The 19,161-nt window shown below is 46.4% G+C and carries 20 protein-coding genes; 18 read left to right on the top strand and 2 right to left on the bottom strand.

Features of this window, described 5'->3' with window-relative positions:
* Positions 1-514, bottom strand: a 514-nt coding sequence (locus E8M12_RS15860) for a hypothetical protein (protein ID WP_136737252.1), incomplete at its 3' end; no start/stop codon positions are given.
* Positions 515-557: 43 nt separating this feature from the next.
* Here E8M12_RS15860 and E8M12_RS15855 point away from each other — a divergent pair.
* From E8M12_RS15855 to E8M12_RS15830, 6 genes are all read left to right on the top strand, one after another.
* A complete protein-coding gene (locus E8M12_RS15855; protein WP_136737251.1) occupies positions 558-875 on the top strand; it encodes a hypothetical protein in 318 nt (105 codons plus the stop codon).
* A gap of 2 nt (positions 876-877) precedes the next feature.
* Positions 878-1,942 carry an electron transport complex subunit RsxD gene (gene rsxD, locus E8M12_RS15850; RefSeq protein ID WP_136737250.1) on the top strand — a complete coding sequence of 355 codons (1,065 nt, stop codon included), beginning with the start codon at positions 878-880 and terminating at the stop codon, positions 1,940-1,942.
* Positions 1,939-2,577 carry an electron transport complex subunit RsxG gene (gene rsxG, locus E8M12_RS15845; RefSeq protein ID WP_136737249.1) on the top strand — a complete coding sequence of 213 codons (639 nt, stop codon included), beginning with the start codon at positions 1,939-1,941 and terminating at the stop codon, positions 2,575-2,577. The genes rsxD and rsxG overlap by 4 nt, the downstream gene beginning before the upstream one ends.
* Positions 2,570-3,340: an electron transport complex subunit E gene (locus tag E8M12_RS15840; protein ID WP_136737248.1), complete on the top strand. Its 771-nt coding sequence runs from the start codon at positions 2,570-2,572 to the stop codon at positions 3,338-3,340. The genes rsxG and E8M12_RS15840 overlap by 8 nt, the downstream gene beginning before the upstream one ends.
* A gap of 44 nt (positions 3,341-3,384) precedes the next feature.
* Positions 3,385-4,017, top strand: coding sequence for an endonuclease III (gene nth / locus E8M12_RS15835; protein WP_136737247.1), 633 nt, complete (start codon positions 3,385-3,387; stop codon positions 4,015-4,017).
* Positions 4,018-4,128: 111 nt separating this feature from the next.
* On the top strand, positions 4,129-4,590 hold the full coding sequence (locus tag E8M12_RS15830; protein WP_211245067.1) for a Dps family protein: 462 nt from the start codon (positions 4,129-4,131) through the stop codon (positions 4,588-4,590).
* Positions 4,591-4,654: 64 nt separating this feature from the next.
* On the opposite strand, the gene katG is transcribed toward E8M12_RS15830, so the two are convergent.
* A complete protein-coding gene (katG, locus tag E8M12_RS15825) occupies positions 4,655-6,802 on the bottom strand; it encodes a catalase/peroxidase HPI (protein ID WP_136737246.1) in 2,148 nt (715 codons plus the stop codon).
* A gap of 608 nt (positions 6,803-7,410) precedes the next feature.
* Between katG and gloA the strand changes: the two genes are divergently transcribed.
* The 12 genes from gloA (at position 7,411) to E8M12_RS15765 (ending at position 19,046) form a co-directional block, all read left to right on the top strand.
* A complete protein-coding gene (gene gloA / locus E8M12_RS15820) occupies positions 7,411-7,800 on the top strand; it encodes a lactoylglutathione lyase (protein ID WP_136737245.1) in 390 nt (129 codons plus the stop codon).
* Positions 7,801-7,926: 126 nt separating this feature from the next.
* Positions 7,927-8,478, top strand: coding sequence for a YaeQ family protein (locus tag E8M12_RS15815; protein WP_136737244.1), 552 nt, complete (start codon positions 7,927-7,929; stop codon positions 8,476-8,478).
* 56 nt (positions 8,479-8,534) lie between these two features.
* Positions 8,535-9,881 (top strand): M28 family peptidase, encoded by a 1,347-nt coding sequence (locus tag E8M12_RS15810; protein WP_136737243.1) that lies wholly within the window; start codon positions 8,535-8,537, stop codon positions 9,879-9,881.
* A 79-nt stretch (positions 9,882-9,960) separates the two neighbouring features.
* Positions 9,961-11,805, top strand: coding sequence for a DUF885 domain-containing protein (locus E8M12_RS15805; RefSeq protein ID WP_136737242.1), 1,845 nt, complete (start codon positions 9,961-9,963; stop codon positions 11,803-11,805).
* 155 nt (positions 11,806-11,960) lie between these two features.
* A complete protein-coding gene (locus E8M12_RS15800) occupies positions 11,961-14,357 on the top strand; it encodes an ATP-binding protein (RefSeq protein ID WP_136737241.1) in 2,397 nt (798 codons plus the stop codon).
* A 229-nt stretch (positions 14,358-14,586) separates the two neighbouring features.
* Positions 14,587-14,910, top strand: a complete 324-nt coding sequence (gene rcsF / locus E8M12_RS15795) for an Rcs stress response system protein RcsF (RefSeq protein WP_169303165.1) — start codon at positions 14,587-14,589, stop codon at positions 14,908-14,910.
* Positions 14,910-15,626, top strand: a complete 717-nt coding sequence (tsaA, locus tag E8M12_RS15790) for a tRNA (N6-threonylcarbamoyladenosine(37)-N6)-methyltransferase TrmO (protein ID WP_136737239.1) — start codon at positions 14,910-14,912, stop codon at positions 15,624-15,626. Before rcsF ends, tsaA begins: the two co-directional genes overlap by 1 nt.
* A gap of 57 nt (positions 15,627-15,683) precedes the next feature.
* Complete coding sequence (locus E8M12_RS15785) at positions 15,684-16,793, top strand: putative porin (protein WP_136737238.1); 1,110 nt, start codon at positions 15,684-15,686, stop codon at positions 16,791-16,793.
* A 64-nt stretch (positions 16,794-16,857) separates the two neighbouring features.
* Entirely contained in the window at positions 16,858-17,061 is a 204-nt protein-coding gene (locus E8M12_RS15780; protein ID WP_136737237.1) for a hypothetical protein, read from the top strand.
* 256 nt (positions 17,062-17,317) lie between these two features.
* A complete protein-coding gene (locus E8M12_RS15775; protein ID WP_136737236.1) occupies positions 17,318-17,530 on the top strand; it encodes a DUF6010 family protein in 213 nt (70 codons plus the stop codon).
* Positions 17,531-17,648: 118 nt separating this feature from the next.
* Positions 17,649-18,635 (top strand): oxygen-dependent tRNA uridine(34) hydroxylase TrhO, encoded by a 987-nt coding sequence (gene trhO, locus E8M12_RS15770; protein ID WP_136737235.1) that lies wholly within the window; start codon positions 17,649-17,651, stop codon positions 18,633-18,635.
* Positions 18,636-18,851: 216 nt separating this feature from the next.
* The gene (locus E8M12_RS15765; protein WP_136737234.1) at positions 18,852-19,046 is read left to right on the top strand and encodes a hypothetical protein; all 195 of its coding nucleotides are present in this window, start codon (positions 18,852-18,854) and stop codon (positions 19,044-19,046) included.
* Positions 19,047-19,161 lie beyond the last annotated feature (115 nt).

Raw genomic sequence — 19,161 nt, 5'->3', positions numbered from 1 at the left:
CCGATACGGATGGCGACGATGAACAATCCAGTTCAGAACCTAAAGCCAGTGATAGTAATGCTAAAGATGGCGCTGCAAAAACCAAAGCAGCACCAGAAGAAAAAGACATAACCAGCAAACGGGCGTCTACTGAGGAAAACGCTGAACCTAAAGCCGTAACGAAAAAAACCAGCGCCAGCAGAAAAACAGCGGCACCTAAAACTGCCGCAGCGAAAAAAGCGGCGGCCTCTAAAGTATCATCCACAGAAAAAGCGACTACCACTAAAAAAGCGGCTACGACCAAAAAAGCAGCGACAGCAAAAGCTGCCAGTAAATCCGTCAAATCCGCAACGACAAAAACAGACGCTGAAACAGAAAAACCGGCAACACGTAAAGCCGTCAGTAAAGTTGCGCAAAAGCCGGCTACCAGAAAAACAGCGAGCAAAAGCGCTAAACAAGCAGCAACCACAAAGGCGACAAAAAAAACGACGTCAGCGAACAGTGACAAAGCGGAAACAAAAGCGACGGCAAGCAAATCCTCGACTGCTACCACGACTAGGCGTAGCGCTGCGAAAACCGTGAAAACGGAATCTGCAAAGGCTAGTGAACCTGCCACCAAAAAGGCAGTAACTCGGAAAGTTGCGGCGACAAAGAGTGACAGCAAAGTAAAAGCAACCACTAAAAAAGCGGCGACAACCCGTAAGGCAACGACTGCTGCCAAAGCCAAACAAGCGGACTTGTTTGAACAACCGGTAAGCAAAGAGACTAAAACCAACACTTCCACCAAGACCACGAAAACCTTGAGTGATGAAGAGAAGAAAGCGAAGGTTGCTCAGGCTGTCGAGAAAGCCAGAGCAAGAGCAAAGGCAAAGAAACAGGAAAAGGCAGATAGCTAAACATGGCATTTTGGATAGCAAGCTCACCCCATAATCATATTCAGGCAAAAACGCCTGCACTGATGCGATTGGTCATCTTCGCAACCCTGCCCGGGATTCTTGCCCAGTGGTATTTTTTCGGCTGGGGTAATTTGCTTCAAATTGCCCTGGCAGTATCATTCTGCGTGTTGACGGAGATCACCTTCCTCGCCATTCGCGATAAAAATATCAAAGCACAAATTTCCGATTATTCTGCAGTTCTGACCGGGGTATTAATCGGTATATCGATTCCGGCATTCGCCCCATGGTGGATCGCTGCCATTGGCAGTGTCTTTGCCATCGCAGTAGTGAAGCAATTGTATGGTGGACTCGGCTACAACCTGTTCAACCCGGCCATGGCCGCCTACGTATTGCTGCTAGTTTCCTTTCCCGTGCATATGACTGCCTGGGCACCGGTCAGTGATTTAATGACTCAGCCAGTGGGTCTGTTCGATACCCTGTGGTTGATTTTTACCGGTTTTAGCAGTGACGGATTTTCGGTTGAACAGATTCGGATGAATATTGATGGCATCACCATGGCGACACCGTTGGATACGTTAAAAACCGACATTGGTCGAGGCCTAACCGTAAAAGAAAGTTTTAATAACCCGGTATTTGGCGAATTTGTCAGCCACGGCTGGGAATGGGTCAACCTGGGCTTTCTCATCGGTGGCCTGTATCTGATTGCCAAAAAAGCGATAGACTGGCGCTTACCGGTTAGCTTTTTAACGGGCTTGTTGGTATTCACTTTTATTGGTTATGTGGTTAGCCCTGACAGTTCGGCCTCTACCATGTTTCATTGGTTAAGCGGTGGTACAATGCTTGGCGCATTCTTTATAATCACCGACCCGGTTAGCGGCTCGACAACGGCCAAAGGCCGAATTGTCTTTGCCCTGTTGATCGCCCTTCTGGTTGCGGTGATTCGCAAATTTGGTGGTTATCCCGATGCTATCGCCTTTGCGGTACTGCTGGCTAATATGGCCGTACCTTTAATCGATCAGTACACCAGGCCGCGAACCTATGGCCATAAGCAGGGAGGCACCTCATGAAGCAGGCGATGAAATCCAATGCCATGATCCTGGCCATCTTCGCCCTCGGCTGCACCCTACTGGTTGCCCTGGTCGATATGTTCACCGCCGAAACTCGTGCCAGACAGGCTGAACAGCAGTTGTTAAACACCTTGTATCAGGTAATCAATCCATCCCGATTTAACAACGATATCTATATGGCCTGCCAATATGTAACCGATAAAGACTTACTGGGTAGTGAACAACCACAAACAGTCTACACCGCCAGGCAGGATAATTTACCGGTCGCGGTTGCCATTACCAGCGTCGCACCCGATGGCTATAATGGCAACATCGAGCTATTGGTAGCAATCAATAAAGATGGCAGCCTCAGCGGCGTGCGCGTGCTTGAACACCAGGAAACACCGGGTCTCGGTGACAAGATTGAAACCCGAAAATCCGACTGGGTATATCGTTTCGAGAATAAACAAATGACCAGCGATAAGGACAGCCGTTGGGCAGTAAAAAAAGATGGCGGTATGTTTGATCAGTTTACCGGGGCAACCATCACCCCGCGAGCCGTAGTCAAGGCGGTAAAAAATACCATGATGTTTTTCGATAAAAATCAGGCTGACATTTTAAATCATAATCAATCCTGCCGAGGTGAAAATGGCTGATTCTTCAACTGATACGCCGAACGTTAACCCTGGTGACGAAACGAATAACACCGTAGATACCAAGCCGGGCGAATATCGCGAATTGGTCTGGCAGGGCCTGTGGAAGAATAATCCAGGCCTGGTACAGCTTTTGGGTCTTTGCCCCCTTCTGGCAGTAACCACCACATTCACCAATGCACTGGGTCTTGGCCTGGCCACCCTGTTTGTTCTCATATGTTCTAATGCCACCGTATCCGCTATTCGTCAGTGGGTGCCAAAAGAAGTGCGAATTCCGATTTTCGTGCTAATCATTGCCGCCTTCGTAACATGCGTGCAATTGCTGATGAATGCCTACGCTTATGGCATCTATCAATCGCTTGGCATATTTTTACCCCTTATCGTCACCAACTGCGCCATCATCGGCCGTGCCGAAGCTTATGCCTCGAAAAATCCAATCAAACAAGCCAGCTTTGACGGCCTGATGATGGGTATCGGATTTGCATTAGTATTACTGGTATTAGGTAGCGTGCGCGAGCTACTTGGTCAGGGAACCTTGTTTGACGGCGCGCACCTGTTACTCGGTGACTGGGCGAAAGGATTAACCATTCAGGTGGTCGAGTTTGATTCACAGTTTTTGCTGGCTATTTTACCGCCGGGTGCCTTTATCGCGATGGGCTTTTTAATTGCCGCCAAAAATGCGATTGACAATCGTCAGGCCCAGAAGTTGGCCAAAAGCAGTAAACCTAAGGAAATAGAACGAGTTCGAGTGAATTTTGAAGGGTAAGCTTGCCCTTCTAAAGACACTATCGTTCAGGTCAGGAAAGCAGTATGAATAAAGAAAAACGATTAGAGATTTTAACCCGGCTACGGGATGACAATCCACATCCAACCACAGAGTTGAATTTTTCCAGCCCGTTTGAACTGTTAATTGCCGTGTTGTTATCTGCCCAGGCAACGGACGTTGGTGTGAATAAAGCGACAGACAAGTTATTTCCCGTTGCCAACACGCCGCAGGCAATACTGGATTTGGGCCTGGAAAAGCTAAAAAGCTATATCAAAACCATAGGACTGTTTAATTCCAAAGCAGAAAACACCATTAAAACCTGTCAGATGCTGGTAGATTTGCATGGCGGTGAAGTGCCTGAAGACAGGGCCGCACTGGAAGCCTTGCCTGGTGTTGGACGCAAAACCGCCAACGTGGTACTGAATACCGCCTTTGGCTGGCCAACCATCGCCGTCGATACTCATATTTTCCGGGTCTCTAACCGAACCAAGCTGGCGATGGGAAAAAACGTCGATTTGGTCGAACAAAAGCTGCTAAAAGTGGTTCCCGAAGAGTTCAAGGTTGATGTCCATCACTGGTTAATCTTACACGGTCGATATACCTGCGTGGCACGCAAGCCTAAGTGTGGTTCCTGTATCATTGAAGATTTATGTGAGTATAAAGACAAGACCGAGTAACATTCAAATCGATTATCTCCTATTATTCGTTTACTGATTGATCTAGGATAACATATTAGAACCTACTAATATGTAGTGTATATCAGCCAATCTAAACATAGGAGCGAGAACGTGGATATCGGCATTGATGATAAACAACGAGAAAACGTAGCGGCACAACTTAAAATATTACTGGCTGATAGCTATACCCTGTATTTACAGACCCATAATTTCCACTGGAATGTGACGGGACCGCAATTTCGTGAATTGCACCTGATGTTTGAAGAGCATTACACAGAGTTAGCAACAGCCGTTGATGAGATTGCCGAACGAATCAGAACCTTAGGTGTTGTAGCGCCAGGTACCTATAAAGCATTCTCTGAATTATCGACCATAAAAGAAGTGGATGGTGTGCCAGAGGCTGAAGTCATGGTGAAGATATTGACCGCCTCTCATGAGAGTGTGGTAAAAACATGCCGCCAGGCGTTAAAGGCTGCTCAATCTGCTGATGATGAATCTTCAGCAGCATTAATCTCCGACAGAATGAGAGTGCATGAAAAAACGGCCTGGATGCTTCGCGCGCTCCAGGGCTAGAATGAAAGGCGTTTTCCCCGGGAGGAAAACGCCTTAATCTTATCCTTGCACCCGCACCGGTGGACTAGAACATGTCCGCATTCATCACTTTGTTCCAGGCCGCAACAAAGTCATTCACAAACTTCTCCTGGTTGTCATCCTGTGCATACACTTCCGCATAGGCCCGGAGAATTGAGTTAGATCCAAACACCAAATCTACCCGGGTTGCGGTCCATTTCACTGCCCCCGATGCCCGGTCAACAATGTCATAAACGTTATCACCGGTTGGCTGCCAGCGATACTGCATATCGGTCAGGTTAATAAAAAAGTCATTACTGAGAACGCCAACATTGTCGGTGAACACGCCGTGTTTGCTTTGCCCATGATTAGTCCCCAGCACTCGCATACCACCAACCAAAGCGGTCATTTCACAGGCGGTTAAGCCCATCAACTGCGCGCGGTCCAATAACATTTCTTCGGGACTGACTACATAATCCTTTTTCATCCAGTTACGAAAGCCATCATGCAGTGGTTCTAACACCTCAAACGAGGTTTCATCAGTCATCTCCGCGCTCGCATCACCCCGGCCAGGCGTAAACGGCACTTTGACACTCACGCCAGCGGCGCTTGCCGCTTGCTCAACACCAACGTTGCCGGCTAAAACAATCACATCGGCAACACTCGCACCGGTGTCCGCGGCAATGTTTTCTAATACCGAGAGTACTTTGGCTAATCGCTCCGGTTCGTTGCCTGGCCAGTCTTTTTGCGGTGCGAGCCTGATTCTGGCGCCATTGGCACCGCCGCGTTTATCGGAGTTTCTATACGTACGGGCACTGTCCCATGCGGTAGATACCATTTCACTGACGCTTAAGCCACTGCTTTTGATTTTCTCAATAACAGCCTGAACATCGTAGCTGGTGTTTCCTTTCGGCACAGGATCTTGCCAGAGCAAGTCTTCCTGCGGCACGTCCGGGCCTATATAACGAGCTTTCGGCCCCATATCCCGATGAGTTAATTTAAACCAGGCACGAGCAAAAACCTGAGAAAAATATTCAGGGTCCTGATAAAACCGCTCAGATATTTTGCGATATTCAGGATCCATCTTCATAGCCATATCAGCATCCGTCATCACCAGGTTGCGACGAATCGACGGGTCTTCGACATCGGCGGGCTTATCTTCCTCTTTGACATCTACCGGCTCCCATTGCCAGGCCCCGGCGGGACTTTTCTTCGACTCCCACTCATAATTAAGAAGTAGATGAAAATAACCGTTATCCCATTGGGTTGGCTCTGTGGTCCAGGCCCCCTCAATGCCGCTGGTAACACTATCCCGACCAATGCCCCGCTTGCTCTTATTGAGCCAGCCAAAACCCTGGTCCTCGATCTCCCCCGCTTCCGGTTCTGCACTTAACAATGCCGCATCACCATTGCCGTGACACTTACCCACTGTATGACCACCAGCGGTAAGCGCAACAGTTTCTTCATCATTCATCGCCATGCGTTCAAACGTCACCCGCACATCATGCGCCGTTTTCAAAGGATCAGGGTTACCGTCGACACCTTCCGGGTTTACATAAATCAGTCCCATCATTACCGCCGCTAACGGATTTTCTAAGTCACGCTCGCCCGAATAACGACTGTTTTCGCTGCCGCTCGGCGCCAGCCATTCCTTTTCGGAACCCCAATAGGTATCTTTCTCAGGATGCCAGATATCCTCACGACCGAAGCCAAAACCATAGGTATTAAGACCCATCGACTCATACGCCATGGTACCCGCATAGGCGATTAAATCGGCCCAGCTTAGCTTATTACCGTATTTTTTCTTGATCGGCCATAATAAGCGCCTGGCTTTATCAAGATTGGTATTATCCGGCCAGGAATTTAATGGCGCAAAACGCAAATTCCCGGTCCCAGCGCCACCACGGCCGTCCGCAATCCGGTAAGAGCCGGCCGCATGCCAGGTCATTCTGATCATCAAACCACCGTAATGCCCCCAATCCGCAGGCCACCATTCCTGGCTATCTGTCATCAGTGCCAATAAATCCTTTTTCAGCGCTGCAAAATCTAAGGTTTTTACTGCTTCAGCATAATTAAAGTCAGCCGCCATGGGATTCGTCATGGTGTCGTGCTGATGCAAAATATCTAAATTTAGTGTTTTCGGCCACCACTCAGTGTTAGACATACCACTTTCTGTGGTGCTGCCATGCATGACCGGACATTTACCTTGAGACACGGTTACCCCTCTACCTATAAATTTGTTAGCCAATTAACACTATAGTTCAGGTAAAACCTATGGTTAAAAATTCAGGCCAGATATTCCATGTTTAACCGCAAATGATGCTTGCAGACAATTAATACCAATCACATTAAATTATTGCTCACTCAGTGAGAATTTAAAGGCGTTTAGACAAGGCTTTGATTGCAGAGAATGGTCATTCCATTGTCAAAATCAGTAACGCCGGGTAAACGCATTTAAAACTCACCCGTAGGGAGTTTATCAGAGGCCCATTTACGGCCCTATATTTCATTAATATAGAATGACTATATCAATGAAATCTATGTTGTAACTGATACCTCTGCCCAAACTCTGAGTTGTGCACAAACTTAATGTGATTGGTATAACTGCCGCTGGTTCATCGATTTAACAACACCTGCATAAATTTCGAACAAAAAATTACCCTTTTCCGGAACCAACAGAATTATCCATTGTCCCAATAGAATTCGTCGTTGATGTAGACCATTTACCTGACTCCCTCAGTGACTGGAAAACCAGAAGGGAGATCCTGTATGATTACCGGTCTTTGTGAAATTAAAGAAAAAACATCAAATTAAGGAATCGATATGAGAATTCTGCACACTATGTTGCGCGTTGGCGATCTGGATCGTTCTATCCGTTTTTATCAGGACGTTTTAGGGATGCGCCTGTTACGCCGTTCCGATAATGAGCAGTATCAATACACCTTAGCGTTTATGGGTTATGACGATATGGCACACTCGACCGTATTGGAACTAACCTACAACTGGGGGGTCGATAATTATGAGTTGGGAGGTGCCTTTGGCCACATTGCCATTGAAGTCGACGATGTTTACACGGCCTGTGAAAAAATAAAATCATTAGGTGGTGTTATTTCCCGCGAGCCCGGTCCGGTAAAGGGCGGCACGACAGAGATTGCGTTTGTGAAAGATCCGGATGGTTATGCCATTGAATTGATTCAGGCCAAAGAAGACTAATTAAGCGTAAACAACAGCACACATTGTCAACGAAAATCGCTGGCAGTTTTTCGCTGGGCCCACTTCGCTTTCCTGCAGAACCACGTTATTATCCTAGCTTTATCAATAAGTCGCCCAGGATATAACGTGGCACAAAAATCCATCATTTATAAAGCCTCCATTCAAGTTTCCGATCTCAACCGGGAACAATACCCGCATTTTCAGCTGACGATTGCCAGGCATCCTTCAGAAACCGAACGACGACTAATGCTCCGCCTGTTGGCGTTTGCGCATCAATACGACGAACAACTGCAATTATGTAAAGGCATCTCTACCGACGAAGAACCGGACTTGTGGATCAAAAATTACAGTGAAGAAATTGAGCTGTGGGTAGAGCTGGGACAACTGGACGAGAAGCGTCTTAAAAAAGCCAGCAACCGTGCTCGCCAGGTTGTCATCTATTGCTACGGCAGTGCCAGCGATATCTGGTGGCAGAAAATACAACATAAAGCCTCACAATATAACAATGTCAGCATCTGGCAGGTGAACGAAGAGCAGAGCAATGCCCTTGCCCAATGCCTGCAGCGCACCATGGAACTACAATTTACCATCGATGGCTCACAGGTTTGGGTTAGCGATGCGGAGCACGCCATACAGGTGGACCTTAAATTGTTACAAGATAATTCCCAGACTCGTTAGCAGTTGAGGTGATATCGCAAATTCGCTATGTTCGTTGACTTAACAATTAGAAACGTATGATTGAAATGAAAAAATCCAACCTTTATGGCATCGCAGCCGTTGCTTTCGCATTGACTCAAATATGGGTATCCGGACCCGCCAATGCGATTAGCGTCGAACAAGTGCGCAAAGATGTCTCCGCCCTGGCCGGTGATGATACGCTAGGCCGTGCCGCCGATGGCACCGGTATTGCGATTGCTGAACAGTACATCCGTGATGAATTTAAAGCCGCTGGTTTGCAGCCATTTTTTGGCCAAAGCTACCTGCAAACGTTTAGCCTTTATCATTACCAGCCCCGCCCTTTTGCAGTCGCCATTAATGGGCAAGCATTAGACCCGGCAAAAATTTTTGCCGCTGGTAGTGCAGCAAAGGTAGAGTGGCAGAAAGACAATATCGCAATTATCCATATCGGTGCTGAAGATGATTTTCGCGCCAAATTGAAAGAGCTTAATGAAGCCGGTGAGAATGCTCTGGTACTGGTAAATCCTGTTCATGAAAAACTGTTTAAAGGATTTTCCCATTACCTGGCCACGGGAACCCGGTCACTCAGCGAAAAACCAGAAAAAGCGCTGGTTTTTGCCCTCTCAGAGACACCGGAAATTAACAGACTGTCGGTAACTGGTGGCTTCGATAAGAAACACATTACCCTGAATAATGTCGCCGCCGTCCTGGAAGGTAAGTCCCGTCCCGACGAGTATGTGGTTTTTTCCGCCCATCACGATCATATTGGTCAACAAATCGACCCTCAAAGTGGTAAAGATAACATATATAACGGGGCTAATGACGATGCTTCAGGCGTTGCCGCAGTGCTGAACCTGGCGCGTTACTTTAACAACATGGAAAACCGTGAGCGCAGCATCCTTTTCATCACCTTTACTGCCGAGGAATTAGGCCTTTTAGGTTCAGAACACTTTGCCAAAACTATCGATGCCGATGCCATGGTGGCGATGTTTAATATTGAAATGATCGGTAAGGCATCACAATTTGGTCCCGGTAAAATGTGGATGACAGGGATGGATCGCTCTAACCTGGGCGACCTGTTAAATACCAACCTGCCTGCAAACCTGCGGGCCGATAACTATCGCATCGAAGCCGACCCATATCCAGATTTCCAGTTATTTTATCGCTCTGACAATGCTTCTCTGGCGCGTCTGGGTGTGCCTGCGCACAGTATCTCCAGCACCCAAATAGCGAAAGACCAGGATTATCACCAGGTAAGCGATGAAATCTCTACCCTGGATCTTGGACAAATGACAGAAATCATCAAAGTGCTGTCGTATGTCAGTAAGCCGATTATCACTGGTGTGCAGACCCCGGAACGAATTAAACCTCTGGCGGCGAAAAGCCAGGGACATTTTTTTTAATACATAACCCGAGTGATGCAGATTGAGTCGAACGATGAAGGCTTATGACAATCACTCATCAATCAAGAGTTATACACAAATGAAAAAATCTTTAATTGCTTTAACGATTTCAGCCAGCTTGCTGGCAGGCTGTAATCTGACGGCGCAAAACTCTGCTGCTGAATCTCAGCCTGCACCTAATAATGTAGCGGCCAACGTACAAACCGAATCGGAAAAACTGAATGCATTTTTTGAACAGGTATTCATGGACTCGGTAATGCGCAGCCCACAGTACCAGACCTATCTCGGTATCAAAAAAGATTATGGCAAATGGGATGATAATTCCGAGCAGGCAGCGGCAGAAGAGTTGGCAATTACCAAAAAAAATCTGGCTGCACTAAAAGCATTTGATTATGACGCCTTGGACGAACAGTCCAAAATCAGTTACAAGCTTGCTGAGCGACAAATGCAAAACAGCATTGATAACTACAAATGGCGTTATCATAATTACCCGGTAAACCAGATGTTTGGGATTCACTCAAACATTCCTTCGTTTTTAATTAACCAGCATAATGTAAAAAGCCTGGATGATGCGAAAGCCTATGTCAGCCGCTTAAACGGCGTCGACACCGTGATTGAGCAATTAATCACCGGCCTTAAAGTGCGTGAGAATAAGGGAATCATCGCCCCGTCTTTCGTATTTCCTCACGTGATCCGCGATTCACAAAATATTCTTATCGGTGCGCCATTTTCTGAAGGCGAAGACTCTACATTGATGGCGGATTTTCGTAAAAAAGTCGACGCCCTGGAGATTTCTGACCAAGAAAAAGCAGCACTTATTGATGACGCTGCAAAAGCGCTGTTAACCAGTGTGCAACCAGCCTATCAGGATCTGATCGATTATTTGATCAATCTTGAAACCAAATCCTCTGTCGATGCTGGCGCCTGGAAATTCCCGAATGGCCTGGAGTTTTACAACAACGCGTTGCAAAACACCACAACAACAGACCTGACAGCAGAGCAAATTCACCAAATCGGTCTTGATGAAGTGGCCCGCATTCATGATGAGATGCGTGTCATTAAAGACAAAGTGGGCTTTAAGGGGGATTTACAGGCGTTCATGCAGTTTATGCGTGAAGACGACCAATTCTACTATCCAGATAGCGAAGAAGGTCGCCAACGTTACCTGGACGAAGCAACCGCCTACATCGACAATATGAAGTCACGTTTGGACGAATTATTCTTGGTCAAGCCAAAAGCCGATCTAGTTGTTAAGCGGGTCGAAGCATTCCGTGAAAAATCTGCTGGTAAAGCGTTTTACTCTAGACCGGCTCCGGATGGCTCTCGTCCTGGTATGTACTATGCCAACCTGTATGATATGAAAGCGATGCCAACCTATCAGATGGAAGCATTAGCGTATCATGAGGGTATACCGGGTCATCACATGCAACTGGCCATCTCTCAGGAGCTGGAAGGCATTCCAAAATTCCGCAAGTTCTCTGGTTTTACTGCCTATTCTGAAGGCTGGGGCTTATATACCGAGCTGTTGCCGAAAGAAATTGGATTATATGAAGATCCCTATTCTGATTTCGGTCGCCTGGCAATGGAATTATGGCGTGCCTGTCGCCTGGTAGTAGATACCGGTATGCACGTGAAAAAATGGACGCGCGAACAAGGTATTGATTATTACGTCAACAATACGCCAAATGCCAAATCCGATGCCATTAAAATGGTTGAACGCCATGCGGTCATGCCATCCCAGGCAACGGCATACAAAATCGGTATGCTGAAAATTATTGAACTTCGAGAGAAAGCGCAACAGGAATTGGGCGATAAGTTTGATATCCGCGAATTCCACGACGTCTATCTTAAGAATGGACCGCTACCGCTATACGTAGTCGAAGATATGGTTGACCGCTATATCGCTGACAAGAAAGGCGCATAAGCCACTTTAAAAAAAGCCTGCATCTAGCAGGCTTTTTACTTTTTCCTGATCTAATCCCTTGTTTATGATGCTAAGTCAGGAAAATTTTATAACCATCCAGCATTCGCCTGATAAACTTAACCTATGAATTTATCTAAGCTTATCGGCTTTGTAAGATGACGTTAAATCGTTTTCTGGTAAGATTTTTACTGCTGTTAGTGGTACTGATTGTCGCCAACATCGTTGCCTTTCGTTTTTATAATAAAGCGATTGATGACCTGATTGCCCATCATAATGACCGGCTGGCGATCCTTGAGTTATCGAACCTGGTGCGCTCTAAATCTAACAAACTCACCCGTACTTCGCGCACCTATGTCACCACCGGAGACAAAGCCTACAAGGAGTATTTTTTCGAAGTCTCCGACATATGGAATGGCCGCAACCCTCGCCCGCAAAACTTTTTTAGTATTTACTGGGATAAGTACCATACAGACCGATTACGGGAAATTCATCACTCCACCCCGATTCGCGAGCTAATTCAACATTTGTTGGCTCCGGAGAAAATCCTAAAGGAATTGTATCAGGCGACTCAACTTTCCGAACAATTGGCTGAAACTGAAGAAGAAGCTATCAGGATATTCGAGTCAGATCCGGAAAGTGGACGAAAAATAGCCCTAAAGATGCTTTACGGGCCTGACTATCTGAAAACCAAATCAGATATCATGGATCATATAGATAAGTTTAAAGATAGTTACGATGTATGGCACTTTAAAAAGGTCAATGCCCTGGAAAAACGTGCTGACATGTTCCGGATTGGCAAAACCTGCGTCCAGTTAAGCCTTATTTTAGTGCTTCTGGTTGGTAGTTATTTTATATCCAGGCAAATCAGTCGCCCGGTATCCAGATTGGTGGAACTGGCGAAAAGTATTTCTGAAGGCCATTTTAATACGCGATTAAAACTGAATTCGAAAGTCGCCGATATTTCCTGGTTAGCAAAAGCCATGAACCAGATGCAGGATGATATTGCCGAGACCGTACAACAATACGAGCAACAGGCGTTAGTGGCAACAGCCGCCAAGCAGCAGGCAGAAGCGGCAAACAAAAGCCGTGGAGAATTTCTTGCCAATATGAGTCATGAAATTCGCACCCCCATGAACGGCATCATCGGTATTAGCCAGTTGTTACAACAACAAAACCTGACCAGCGAGGATAGAGCTTATGTCGACAAAATTCTCCTGTCTTCTCGGCAGCTGCTTGACATTTTAAATGACATTCTCGATTTTTCGAAAATCGACAGTGATCGCCTACAGTTGGAAGAAGTCGACTTTGAACTACTCAGCGTATTTGATCGACTCAGCAATGTATTGGGTATACAGGCGCAGGAAAAAAACCTTGGTTTTTACTTCGATATACCTGCCGGATTCAAGCAAATGTATCATGGTGACCCGGTGAGGATTGGCCAGATACTGTTGAACTTGTGTTCCAATGCGATCAAATTTACCAACCATGGCCGGGTTGATGTAGTGCTGGACCTGCTCGAGGATAAAGATGAAATCGCCATTCATATCAAGGATACCGGCATCGGCCTGTCGGAAGAGCAATTACAGGCAATATTTGACCCATTTCGCCAGGCGGATAATTCCACGTCGCGCCGATTCGGTGGCACTGGCCTTGGCCTGACCATTAGCCAAAGCCTTGCGAAAATGATGGATGGCAGAATCGAAGTTACCTCGACACTCAATCGTGGCAGTACTTTCAGCTTAATTATTCCCGACCGTTGCTCAGCAGTTGAGCCTTACCAGATCCCCGACAACCTGGCCATTTACCTGTTTAGCGGCGTCAGCCATCATATTCATCTGATCAAGCGCAGCTGCAAGTACCACAACATCAATTTCCGTTACTCGCCGATAGAAACGCTGGGGCAAGTTGAGGAGCAGCAGGAGCAGGACCTGTGGATCATCATCGATGCCTGTGCCGACCCGGATAACTCATTGCTAAATTCGGTAGAAAAGAATCAAGATTGGTTGGCGAGGCAAGAAACTAAACTGATCCTGCTTTCTAACATCAATCAACCCAAAGTCCGTGAACTATTTTCCTTTAAAGAAAACTTAGAACAAATACAGTCTCCACTATTGTTAAAAGATATTGCAGAAATTTTATTCAAAGGAGACCAAGACGAGCCAAAACCGGTTATCAGTAATCGATTCTCCGGCACCCGGATATTATTGGCAGAGGACTTTAAACTCAATCAGATAGTCGCTAAAGGCTTACTGGAAAAACTAGGCGTTGAAGTCGATATTGCCGAAAATGGTGAGCAGGTGATTAAGGCCCTGCAATATCACAACTATCAATTAATCTTTATGGATGTACATATGCCTGTCATGGATGGCCATGAAGCGACTAAAGAAATCCGCCAGCATACCCAGTTTGATCATATTCCCATTGTCGCCCTAACCGCAGATGCGCAAAGCCATCATATTCAACAATGCCTAGATTCGGGAATGAACGACTTTCTCGCCAAACCTTTTTTGCTAGCCGATATCGAAAAGATGCTGCACAAACATTTGCGTTAACTGGTAAGTAGGAATCAAAAAAATGGCGAGGTAATAAACATAACCCTCGCCCAACGGAGCATTTAAGCAATTAATAGCAATTCACATTGCCAGTTAAATCATTCAGAATATAACCACTTAGCAATTTGCTATTAATACTAACTTAATGGATTAATGTGACAGAATTATGACGCTTAAAATTACAGGCTCCATGATTGCGGCGGCCTTTTTGGCAGGATGCACAACGAGCATGCAGGTTGAAACAAATTTGGATCAGGAAAATTTCGATGAATATTTTTCTGCTGGCTCAGTCGAGGTATTCGCCAGCACCAATGATCTTCCTGGGCCTGCGAAATTCATTGGCATGGTTGAAGGTGAGAGTTGCCAGATGAAAGCCAGCGATGCCCCGGTAAGTGCTGCTGATGCCCGTACTGAAGCGAGAAAAAAAGCAGCTTCGATGCAAGCCAATGCGGTGGTTTTTACCTCTTGTGTTGACATTGACGAGCCCCAGTGCAATCAGCTTTTAGTTTGTTACGGCAAAGCCTATCAATTAGTTAACGAGCCAGGTCAATAATGGCTGAGCATAAGCCTTTCAGCTTTTCGCCGATCGCCATCGCGCATACCCCCTATAAGGAAAAATTTGCGATTCCCAGGCAACCGGGTCTGGTAACCGCGGCAAAAGGAGTCCTTGAGCTTATTCCACCCTTTAACGACCGGCAGATGTTGCGCGATATTGAACAACACTCACATCTTTGGCTGTTGTTCGTGTTTCACGGCACAGCGGAGCAAGGCTGGAAACCGCTAATCAAGGCGCCGCGCCTGGGTGGCAATCAGAAAACCGGTGTACTTGCATCCCGCTCAACCTTCAGACCTAATCCCATCGGCATGTCCGTGGTCAAACTCGAGGGTATTGACCTTAGCGGCAAAAACCCCTGCATCCAGATTTCAGGCATGGATTTGATGGACGGCACCCCAATTATCGATATTAAGCCGTATATCCCCTACTCGGATGCACTTAGTCAGGCTCATTCACAGTTTGCACCCGAGCCGCAGCAACATGACATTGATGTAAAATTCAATGACGAAGTGTTGCAAACATTATCCTCATTGGCTAACGGCGATGAGCTGAAGACGCTCATTAATCAGGTATTGTTGCAGGATCCACGCCCCGCCTATAAAAAACAGGATCCATCCTGGCAGGAATACGGCATGATGCTCGATGACTACAATATTCGCTGGAAAATTGCCGATAAAACCTGTGTGGTGATGCAGCTGACCCAAGCCCGTTAACTCCATCAACGCCAATCGCAACTACACTTTAGCTAACGTGGTTGAAATGTAGTTATTGTGAGTAAACTTCAGAATTTAATTTTTGTGCTCGGATGCCTCTCATTAATCGTTAGCCAGGCACGCGCTAATGACAATGACGCTTCGCTGTCCCTTGGCGGAGCGATACGCGGCAACTATTCCTGGCTCGATTATGGCGACGATGCCAATGGTAATTTTGACTTTGAGCTGTTTCGTCTCGACCTGGGTGTGGAAAAATCGTCCTGGTTTGTTGATATTCAATATCGATGGTATAAAACATTCGATGCCGTTCACCATGCAGAGTTTGGCTATAAATTCTCGGAAAGTAACATCCTTAGTGCCGGCATCACTCAGGTTCCGTTTGGGTTAGAGCCATACGCATCCCACAGTTTCTGGTTCGGCGGTACCTATTACCTGGGACTTGAAGACGATTACGATACGGGCGTTAAATGGCGTATCGAACGCGATAACTGGGTGTTTGATACCGCCTATTTCATCCACAGCGAATATGATAACCCGGACCGCTGGGATCGCTATTCGTTTGACTTAGCCAGCCCGGCCCAGGGTGAACCAGGCTTTAAAGAGGATGGCCAGTTTAATATCCGCGCTCAATATCGCCTGGGTAAACATTTACTCGGAACGTCGATACAAACCGGCAGGTTCACCAATACGGCAAACCGGGAATCCGGCGACCACTGGGCCATCGCTGTCCATGCCGATGGCCATTTTGCTAACGACTGGAATGCCCAGCTTCAATATATTAAATATTATTACGAAGATAATGCGTTGTTGTCCACGGAGGATTACCGTATCACCCTGGTGGCATTTGAAGCACCATTTGAAATTGCCAGCGAAGCGGACGTAATCAGCTTTAATCTCGCCAAAACTTTTCAAATCAACAACGCCTTCCTGGATTCCGTTACTTGCTACAATGATCACACTTACATCGCTGCACCAAGACGTGCTGGCTTAACCGATTCGATCCAGAATGTCACCGGATGTTCGCTGGTTAAAGGGGGAATTTACACCTACATTGACTGGATTGCCGGTAAAAACATGTGGTTTGCGGGCGGACCAGGCGTTGGCATTGCTGATCAGCCATCGAAATGGCATTCGAGGCTTAACATTAACCTGGCCTGGTATTTTTAAGGTGAAAAGCCGATAAAAACCATGCTACCTTAACCGTTTCGATTCAATCCTGGCAGAAAAATCCATGCTCAATCTGGTTTGGCCACTTTTAGGTATTGGCGCCGCGATACCTCTGCTGCTTTATGCCCAGAAATTTACCTACCCGACCATGCAGAAAATACTCGGCACCAGCCTTGTGGTGGCTGCATTCATTTATATTGGCTTTGGGTTGGTGTGGGGCGATTTTCTCTGGCTAATGATAGAGGTTGCAGGGGTCGCCATTAAGTAGAGCGTGTTGACCTTTGCAGGTCTAACTTTGTTCAATTAGAGCCAATTAATTGTGAAACTGTTGAAACTAACAGCACGCATATTCTGTGAAACCGTACCATTGAATTCTTCGAACAGCGTTTGTTTTGAATCTGAACTGCAGTTTTTCTATTTACCGTACAATAAGTACGCCAAATAAAAAAATCCTTGCCCAAATCCCAAACAATTCGCTGCAAAATTGACCTCGAAAGATAAACACGCTCTAGGCGTTTTTTGTGATGGCGACGACCAGGAACCGAATTTGGCTGGCACTTGGTTGGTTACTCCATCCTGTCTGGGATATTGGCCTGCACCTGCAAGGTCCCGGCTGGCATATCGTGCCGCCATGGTATGCAGTTGCCTGCGTATCTTTTGATATCCTGGTGGCGATTTATATTGTCTGGCGAATCCGCAATCAGCCATTGCACCTGACAGCGACAAAATTATCCTGAGTCAATTTAATCCCCTACTTTGCATGTGGTCTTGCTCCTTATTCCTGATTCTTTTATAATGCCGCCGTTTTATTAACCCTGCGCCAGTTTTACGTTCTGGACAGCAAGAGGAATTTACATGTCACAATACGTAGTTTGTGCTCTGTACAAATTTGTCCGTTTGGAAAATTTTGAGCAAATCAGAAAACCATTACACCAAACCATGGAAAATAACGAAGTTAAAGGTACTTTGTTATTAGCCCTCGAAGGCATCAATGGAACCATAGCCGGTCCGCGCCAGGGTATCGATAACGTGCTTGCGTTTTTACAAGCTGATCAGCGTCTTGCCAATATCTCTTACAAAGAATCATATACCGATCATCCGCCTTTCAAGCGTTGTAAGGTCAAACTGAAAAAAGAGATTGTCACCATGGGCGTTGAAGGCATCGATCCTCGCCAGGTGGTTGGTACTTACGTGAAGCCGAAAGACTGGAATGCCCTGATTTCGGATCCAGAAGTATTTGTCGTCGATACTCGTAACGATTACGAAGTGGAAATCGGCACCTTTAAACATGCCGTGAACCCAAATACAGAAACTTTCCGCGAGTTTCCGGATTATGTCGCTGAAAACATGGATCCGAACAAGCACAAGAAAGTAGCAATGTTCTGTACCGGTGGCATTCGCTGCGAGAAATCTACGGCGTATATGAAAGAACAGGGTTTTGAAGAGGTATATCACCTGGAAGGCGGTATTTTGCAGTACCTTGAAGATGTACCGGAAGAAGAAACCATGTGGGAAGGCGACTGTTTTGTATTCGACGATCGCGTCACCGTTAACCACAAACTGGAAAAAGGCATATATGATCAATGTCATGCCTGCCGTATGCCAATCACCGAAGAAGACAAACAGCGCCCTGAATATCAAAAAGGCGTTAGCTGTCATCGTTGTATCGACAACGTTACTGACGAGCAACGCGCCCGTTATGCTGAGCGTGAAAAACAAATTAATCTTGCTAAACAACGCGGTGAAGATCATATCGGTGGCGGCGTAAGCAAAGTCATTGCTGAGCGCCGCGCTGAGAAAAAAGCTGAGATTGAGCGTCAACGCCAGGGCCAGAAAGGCTAGTTCTGCTTCGATTTTGCATCGATATCATCAAAAAGCCAACTATCAAGGTTGGCTTTTTTAATGCTTTCAATAAGATAACCGCTTTGTGTGAAATCTGATTGCCGAATAAGGTATTGATAAAGCGTTAAAAGTTGTAACTAAGACCCGTGGAAATTGGCGAAAAAACCTCCTATGTCTTACACTTGGCATCGAACTGACCACTTTCGAGGTACCATTGTGGCGGAACGCAAATCCGATAATGCCAGGCTAGCAGACAAGCGCATTAGCTCTCCTTACTCCCCTTCAAAACCCTCTCATATAACCGTAGAGGAAGACTTTCAAACCGTTTCCTGGTGGCTGAATACCCGCCGAAGATGTCACAAGCATACTATCGTGAAACGCAATGCAGTGCGCCGCAAAATTCGTCACTAAGGTTTGTTAATACCAATCTCATTAAGTTTGTGCACAATTCAGAGTTAGGGCAGAGGTTCAGTTACCACATAGATTTCATTGATATAGTCATTCTATATTAATGAAATCTAGGGCC

This window comes from Thalassotalea mangrovi (assembly GCF_005116735.1).
Taxonomy (GTDB): domain Bacteria; phylum Pseudomonadota; class Gammaproteobacteria; order Enterobacterales; family Alteromonadaceae; genus Thalassotalea_A; species Thalassotalea_A mangrovi.
The sequence above is the reverse complement of the archived record's forward strand: the minus strand, read 5'-3'. Positions and strand labels throughout refer to the sequence as shown.

Excerpts from the sequence above, each read along its gene's own strand:
- rsxD (WP_136737250.1), top strand. The coding sequence starts at position 878 with ATGGCATTTTGGATAGCAAGCTCACCCCATAATCATATTCAGGCAAAA.
- rsxG (WP_136737249.1), top strand. The coding sequence starts at position 1,939 with ATGAAGCAGGCGATGAAATCCAATGCCATGATCCTGGCCATCTTCGCC.
- E8M12_RS15840 (WP_136737248.1), top strand. The coding sequence starts at position 2,570 with ATGGCTGATTCTTCAACTGATACGCCGAACGTTAACCCTGGTGACGAA.
- nth (WP_136737247.1), top strand. The coding sequence starts at position 3,385 with ATGAATAAAGAAAAACGATTAGAGATTTTAACCCGGCTACGGGATGAC.
- gloA (WP_136737245.1), top strand. The coding sequence starts at position 7,411 with ATGAGAATTCTGCACACTATGTTGCGCGTTGGCGATCTGGATCGTTCT.
- E8M12_RS15810 (WP_136737243.1), top strand. The coding sequence starts at position 8,535 with ATGATTGAAATGAAAAAATCCAACCTTTATGGCATCGCAGCCGTTGCT.
- E8M12_RS15805 (WP_136737242.1), top strand. The coding sequence starts at position 9,961 with ATGAAAAAATCTTTAATTGCTTTAACGATTTCAGCCAGCTTGCTGGCA.
- E8M12_RS15800 (WP_136737241.1), top strand. The coding sequence starts at position 11,961 with ATGACGTTAAATCGTTTTCTGGTAAGATTTTTACTGCTGTTAGTGGTA.
- rcsF (WP_169303165.1), top strand. The coding sequence starts at position 14,587 with ATGCAGGTTGAAACAAATTTGGATCAGGAAAATTTCGATGAATATTTT.
- tsaA (WP_136737239.1), top strand. The coding sequence starts at position 14,910 with ATGGCTGAGCATAAGCCTTTCAGCTTTTCGCCGATCGCCATCGCGCAT.
- E8M12_RS15780 (WP_136737237.1), top strand. The coding sequence starts at position 16,858 with ATGCTCAATCTGGTTTGGCCACTTTTAGGTATTGGCGCCGCGATACCT.
- E8M12_RS15775 (WP_136737236.1), top strand. The coding sequence starts at position 17,318 with ATGGCGACGACCAGGAACCGAATTTGGCTGGCACTTGGTTGGTTACTC.
- trhO (WP_136737235.1), top strand. The coding sequence starts at position 17,649 with ATGTCACAATACGTAGTTTGTGCTCTGTACAAATTTGTCCGTTTGGAA.